The sequence below is a fragment of the Pseudomonas sp. YuFO8 genome (assembly GCF_035065025.1).
Lineage (GTDB): Bacteria > Pseudomonadota > Gammaproteobacteria > Pseudomonadales > Pseudomonadaceae > Aquipseudomonas > Aquipseudomonas putida_AE.
In genome coordinates, this window is the sequence record NZ_JAXDEQ010000039.1 from 50,171 (window position 1) to 56,532 (window position 6,362).

Consider the following 6,362-nt stretch of genomic DNA (forward strand, 5'->3'; position numbering starts at 1 on the left):
CTGATCCACCGCAATCGCGAGCAGGCTCGCTCCCACAGGTTTTGCGTATAGCTATTAAGCAGTTTTCCAGGTGATCTCTTCTTCACCATCGGCGCTGATGCGAATCCAGCGATCCGCCGTCTCTTCGCCTTCTTCCTCGACCCAGCTACCCGGTGCGCAGCGCACTTCGACGTTCAGCGCGGCAAACGCGGCGCGAGCGCAGGCGATGTCATCGTCCCACGGCGTCTGGTCGCTTTCCAGGTACAGGCTGTTCCACTTTCCTACGGCTTTTGGCAACCAGGTCACCGGCACATTCCCCGCCTTGCACTTGTAGGTCTGGCCTTTCTGTACCCAGTCGGTGCACGGGCCCAGAGCCGTGCCGAGCCAGGCCGAGATGGCCTTGTGGTCGACGTCGGCGTCTTTCAGGTAAATCTCGATATCGGGTTGGCGCATGGATGTCCTCACTGCGTGTCTGAAAAATCCATTCGCGGATTTAGCCGGCCTCGGGCCGTTGCCCAAGGCCAAAAATGTTTGAAGTTATTGAAGTACGAAATAATCGTAGCGCATCGATACGGTGACCTCGAAGGGTTCGACCTGCTCGATCACCGCTGCCCGGCGTTCGGCACTCGCACGCCAGCCGTGGGGCGTCATGGCCAGCAGGTTCGCCCGGTCCTGGCCGCTGGTTAGCGTCAGTTTGAAGGTCAGGGTTTCACTGTGCGCCAGCGCCATGCCTTCGGGCACCAGGTCCAGGTGCTTGTCGTCGATGTACTCGCGCACTTCGTCGTACAGCCGCTCGCGTAATTCCATCAGGTGGCCGCTGGTCGGTCCGACTTTCATCAGGCCGCCGCCGGGGCTGAGCAGGCGTTTGGCTTCGTCCCAATCCAGCGGGCTGAAGACGCTGGCGAGGAACTGACAGCTGCCCGACGCCAGCGGTACGCGGGCCATGCTGGCGATCAACCAGGTGAGCCCGGGATTGCGTTTGCACGCACGCTTGACCGCTTCCCGGGAAATGTCCAGGGCGTAGCCGTCGGCCTCCGGCAAGGCGTCGGCGATCTGCGCGGTGTAGTAACCCTCGCCACAGCCGATGTCGACCCAGCGCTGTGGCGCGTAGCCGGCAGCCAGCTGCGCCAGGCGCCTGGCCACCGGCGCGTAATGGCCGGCGTTGAGGAAGTCGCGGCGGGCTTCGACCATTGCCTGGTTATCCCCAGGGTCGCGGCTGTTCTTGTGCTGCACCGGCAACAGGTTCAGGTAACCCTGGCGCGCGCGGTCGAAACGATGCCCGGCGGGGCAGGCCACGCCGTTGTCCACCGCGCCCAGCGGTTCGCTGCAGATCGGACACGCGAGCATCAGGCGAGCAACTTGATCAGGGTCTGGTAGTAAATCTCGGTCAGCACGTCGAGGTCAGCCGCCAGTACGCGCTCGTTGACCTGGTGGATGGTCGCGTTGACCGGCCCCAGTTCGACTACTTGCGTGCCCATGGTCGCGATGAAGCGGCCGTCGGAGGTGCCCCCACTGGTGGACGCCTTGGTGTCCCGACCGGTGATGTCCTTGATGCTCGACGACACCGCATCGAGCAGCGCGCCCGGCTCGGTGAGGAACGGCAGGCCGGACAATGCCCAGTCGATGTGCCAGTCCAGGCCGTGCTTGTCGAGGATGTCGGCGACGCGCTTTTGCAGGCCTTCGACGGTGGATTCGGTGGAGAAGCGGAAGTTGAACACGGCGACCAGGTCACCCGGGATGACGTTGGTCGCGCCGGTGCCGGAGTTGACGTTGGAAATCTGGAAACTGGTCGGCGGGAAGAAATCGTTGCCATGGTCCCAGTGCTCGGCGGCGAGTTCCGCGAGGGCCGGGGCGGCGAGGTGGATCGGGTTCTTCGCCAGGTGCGGATAGGCCACGTGGCCCTGCACACCGCGTACGGTCAGCTTGGCACCGAGTGAGCCGCGACGGCCATTCTTGACCACGTCACCGACCAGGGTGGTGCTCGACGGTTCGCCGACGATGCACCAGTCCAGACGCTCCTTGCGCGCAGCCAGGCGCTCAACCACCGCCTTGGTGCCGTGATGCGCCGGGCCTTCTTCATCACTGGTGATCAGGAAGGCGACCTTGCCTTTGTGATCCGGGTAGTCGGCGACGAAACGCTCGGCGGCCACGGTCATCGACGCCAGGCTGCCTTTCATGTCGGCCGCGCCACGGCCGCAGAGCATGCCGTGCTCGTCGATCACCGCATTGAACGGGTCGATCTGCCAGGCCGTCACCGGGCCCGTCGGTACCACGTCGGTGTGGCCGGCGAAGCACAGCACCGGGCCGTCGTGTTTGCCGTGGGTGGCCCAGAAGTTATCCACATCTTCGATGCGCATCGGTTCCAGGGCAAAACCGGCATCGCCCAGGCGCTGCATCATCTGCTTCTGGCAATCGGCGTCGACCGGGGTCACGGACGGACGGCGGATCAGGTCGATGGCGAGTTGAAGGGTCGGCGAAAGGTCGGCGTGGGCCGTCATGGAAAACTCCGGAGATCATGAATATGGGCGCGGACTGAATGTGGGAGCCAGCCTGCTGGCGATGGCGGTGTGGCAGTCAACATAAACGGTGATTGTTACATTGCCATCGCCAGCAGGCTGGCTCCCACAGGGATGGATATCACGCCAAGCCCCGCAAAATGGCGGTTATCTTAAAGCAAAACGGCGACCATTGGCCGCCGTTTAGTGTATCCGGCCTTATTTAGACCACGGGTGCCGCTTGCACTTCGACCGACGGCTTGGGCAGCGACGACAGGAACGCCATGATCAGGGCGGCCAGGTACGGCAGCGACTGCACCAGCAACATGGTCACCCAGAAGCGCATGTCGTTGCTCGGCATGCCGTTCACCAGGTAGATCCCCAGGGCCGCGCCCCACAACAGCAACATGATGAACACTTCTTCGCGGGCCTCGGAAATCGCCACCCAGAAGCCGTGGTTATCGGCATTCTTCGGCGTGCGGAAGAACGGAATGCTGCTGGTGAAGAAACCGTACAACACCGCCTTGGCGATGGTGTGCGACAACGCCAGCCCGGCCAGCGCCGCGCAGAAGGCATCCTTGAGGTTCACGCCCACCGCGCGACGGTAGAGGAAGATGATCTTGCCGACCTTGAACACGAACAGCGCCAGGGGCGGGATGGCGAAAATCAGCAGCGGCGGGTCGACCCGTTGCGGCACGATGATCATCGCCGCCGACCACAACAGCGCGCCGACGGTAAAGAAGATGTTCATGCCATCGGCCACCCATGGCAGCCAGCCCGCGAGGAAGTGGTAGCGCTGGCCGCGCGTCAGCTCGGTGTCCTTGCCGCGCAGCAGGCTGCGGGTGTGACGCTTGATGATCTGGATCGCGCCGTAGGCCCAGCGGAAACGCTGTTTCTTGAAGTCGATGAAGGTGTCGGGCATCAAGCCTTTGCCGTAGCTGTCGTGGTAATACGCCGCCGACAGGCCTTTTTCGAACACCCGCAGGCCCAGCTCGGCGTCTTCACAGATGCACCAGTCGGCCCAGCCCAATTCTTCGAGCACCGAGCGGCGGGTCATGGTCATGGTGCCGTGCTGGATGATCGCGTCACGGTCGTTGCGGGTGACCATGCCGATGTGGAAGAAACCTTTGTACTCGGCGTAGCAGAGCTTCTTGAAGGTACTTTCGTTCTGGTCGCGGTAGTCCTGCGGCGACTGCACCACGGCGATCTTCGGATCGGCGAAGTGCGGCACCATGTGCTTGAGCCAGTTGGGGTGCACGCAATAATCGGAATCGATCACCGCGATCACTTCGGCATCCTTGGCGGTGTGCGGAATCAGGTAGTTCAGCGCGCCGCCCTTGAAACCGGCCAGGGGCGCGACGTGGAAGAACTTGAAGCGCGGGCCGAGGGTTGCGCAGTAATCGCGCACCGGCTCCCAGACGGCCGGGTCCTTGGTATTGTTGTCGATGATCAGGACTTCGAAGTCCGGATAGTCGAGGTTGGCCAGGGCGTTGAGGGTCTGTTTGACCATCTCCGGCGGCTCGTTGTAGCACGGCACATGGATCGACACTTTCGGACGGTAGCTGGAGTCGCCTTCCACCGGCAGGAACTCGCGTCGGCGCTTGTGCACCCACACGGCCTCGGCCAGTTCATGGGCCTCGGTCAGCAACACGATGAACACCCCGAGCGCACCGAGGGCGAGCAGGAACCCCACGGTCAGGCTGAACCAGGTGCTGTATTGCAGGCTGTAGTCATAACCGATCCACACCAGCACCGAACCGCAGAGGAACGCGATAAAGGTCAGGAAGGTGCGGCCACGCTGGCGCAACGCCGAGCCGTCGATCATCAACAGGGTCAACGACAGCAGGGCCAGCACCACCGAACCCACGGCCAGCACGCGCCATTGCGGAATGGCGACCACCGGGCCTTCGAAGTTGAATTTCTGTTGGCGCGCGGCGTTGAACACGCCCCAATAAGCACCCACCGAGCCTTCGTCACTGGCCTTCCACGGCTGGTCGAAGGCTTCGATCACGAAGTAGTTGAAGCCCTGGCGGTTGAGCTTGTTGACCAGGGTTCGCAGGTAGATCGCCTGGTCTGCCGGCGACGCATCGGCGCCCCCGCGCATGCGGCCGTTGCTCGGCCAGCCCACTTCGGAGAGCAGCAGCGGTTTTTTCGGGAACATCTTTTTCAGGTCGCGGGCGCGGTCGAGGACGAACTGCCCGGCCTTGTCCATCGGGATGAATTCCCAGTACGGCAGCACGTGGGCGGCGATCAGGTCGACGTGCTTGGCCAGTTCCGGGTGCTCTTCCCAGACGTGCCACTGTTCGGACGTGGTCACCGGCACTTTCACGGCAGCGCGGACGCGGTCGAGCATGACGCTGAGTTCCTGGGCGGTGATTTCCTTGCGGAAGATCGCTTCGTTACCGACCACCACGCGAACCACACTGCGTGATGTATTGGCGATTTCGATGGCGCGGGTGATTTCGCGCTCGTTGCGCTCCTGGTCCGGGCTGATCCAGATCCCCAGCGTCACGCGCAGGCCAAACTCTTCCGCCAGCTTGGGAATATTCTCCAGCGTACCGTCGACCGAGTAAGTACGGATGTTGTCCGTCAGCTTGCTCATGATCTCCAGGTCACGACGCATTTGATCGTCGGTCGGGTACTGCTCTTTCTGCGGGAATTGACCCTGCTGGAAAGGTGAGTACGAGAAGCCGGAGATCTGTTCGGGCCAGTTGGGGGCGGTCACCGGGCGGTTGATCAGCGCCCAGAAGCCGGTAAACAAGGCAGCGATGGCGAGCACCACCACCAGGTTGAGTCCAAATTTACGCGATGACATAGTTATTTCGGGTTCCAAAGACTGTGGAACGAAGGAACGGTCGGACCGCCGAGGGGCGCGCATCCTACACTGGGCATTCTCTGAACGTACAGCGGACAGGGAATTACCCGATATTGGGCAGTTTGATTTCGTTAAAGTTCTTTCAGTTTTTCATGTAACTGATTTTGTCTTCATATCGCCATATAATGCCCGCCGGTTTTTGGGGTTATGGTCATGAGTACAGAAGATCCGCGGTTTGCAGGCATCGCCCGTTTGTATGGCATCGAAGGCCTTGAGCGCTTGAAAGCGGCGCATGTGGCGATCGTCGGTGTCGGTGGCGTCGGCTCCTGGGCGGCGGAAGCCATGGCGCGTTGCGGTGTGGGCGAGATATCACTGTTCGATCTGGATGATGTTTGCGTCAGCAACGCCAACCGCCAGTTGCATGCGCTGGACAGCACCGTCGGCAAACCCAAGGTCGAGGTGATGGCCGAGCGCCTGCGCGGGATCAACCCGGACTGCACGGTGCACGCGGTGCCGGATTTCGTCACCCGCGAAACCATGGCCGAGTACATCACGCCGAACATCGACTGCGTGATCGACTGCATCGACAGCGTCAACGCCAAGGCGGCGCTGATCGCCTGGTGCAAGCGGCGCAAGATCCAGATCATCACCACCGGCGGTGCGGGCGGGCAGATCGACCCGACGCTGATCCAGGTCTGCGACCTCAACCGCACGTTCAATGACCCGCTGGCTTCGAAAGTACGCTCCACCTTGCGTCGCGACTATGGCTTCTCGCGCACCGTGACCCGTCATTACAGCGTGCCGTGCGTGTTCTCCACCGAACAACTGCGCTACCCGAAACCGGATGGCAGCATTTGTTTGCAGAAGAGTTTTGTCGGCGATGGCGTGAAGCTCGATTGTGCCGGCGGCTTTGGCGCGGTGATGATGGTGACGGCGACCTTCGGCATGGTCGCGGCGACCAAGGCGGTGGACAAGATTGTGGCGGGTGTAAGGCGGCCGGCGGAGCGGGTCAAACCCCTGTAGGAGCTGCCGCAGGCTGCGATCTGTTGATCTTGAAAATCAAGATCAACAGA

General features: G+C 62.1%; 5 protein-coding genes. 1 reads left to right on the forward strand and 4 read right to left on the reverse strand.

Features of this window, described 5'->3' with window-relative positions; translation table 11 throughout:
• Nucleotides 1–54: 54 nt before the first annotated feature.
• The 4 genes from SOP95_RS25675 to SOP95_RS25690 form a co-directional block, all read right to left on the reverse strand.
• Entirely contained in the window at nt 55–432 is a 378-nt protein-coding gene (locus SOP95_RS25675; RefSeq protein ID WP_046816499.1) for a hypothetical protein, read from the reverse strand.
• Nucleotides 433–516: 84 nt separating this feature from the next.
• Complete coding sequence (locus SOP95_RS25680) at nt 517–1,326, reverse strand: putative RNA methyltransferase (protein ID WP_323608747.1); 810 nt, start codon at nt 1,324–1,326, stop codon at nt 517–519.
• Nucleotides 1,326–2,477, reverse strand: coding sequence for a succinyl-diaminopimelate desuccinylase (gene dapE / locus SOP95_RS25685; protein ID WP_323608748.1), 1,152 nt, complete (start codon nt 2,475–2,477; stop codon nt 1,326–1,328). Before dapE ends, SOP95_RS25680 begins: the two co-directional genes overlap by 1 nt.
• A gap of 220 nt (nt 2,478–2,697) precedes the next feature.
• Complete coding sequence (locus SOP95_RS25690) at nt 2,698–5,289, reverse strand: glycosyltransferase (protein WP_323608749.1); 2,592 nt, start codon at nt 5,287–5,289, stop codon at nt 2,698–2,700.
• A 213-nt stretch (nt 5,290–5,502) separates the two neighbouring features.
• Between SOP95_RS25690 and tcdA the strand changes: the two genes are divergently transcribed.
• A complete protein-coding gene (tcdA, locus tag SOP95_RS25695; protein WP_406591888.1) occupies nt 5,503–6,312 on the forward strand; it encodes a tRNA cyclic N6-threonylcarbamoyladenosine(37) synthase TcdA in 810 nt (269 codons plus the stop codon).
• Nucleotides 6,313–6,362: the final 50 nt, after the last annotated feature.

Coding starts and splice junctions, on each gene's coding strand:
- SOP95_RS25675 (WP_046816499.1), bottom strand. CDS start 432: ATGCGCCAACCCGATATCGAGATTTACCTGAAAGACGCCGACGTCGAC.
- SOP95_RS25680 (WP_323608747.1), bottom strand. CDS start 1,326: ATGCTCGCGTGTCCGATCTGCAGCGAACCGCTGGGCGCGGTGGACAAC.
- dapE (WP_323608748.1), bottom strand. CDS start 2,477: ATGACGGCCCACGCCGACCTTTCGCCGACCCTTCAACTCGCCATCGAC.
- SOP95_RS25690 (WP_323608749.1), bottom strand. CDS start 5,289: ATGTCATCGCGTAAATTTGGACTCAACCTGGTGGTGGTGCTCGCCATC.
- tcdA (WP_406591888.1), top strand. CDS start 5,503: ATGAGTACAGAAGATCCGCGGTTTGCAGGCATCGCCCGTTTGTATGGC.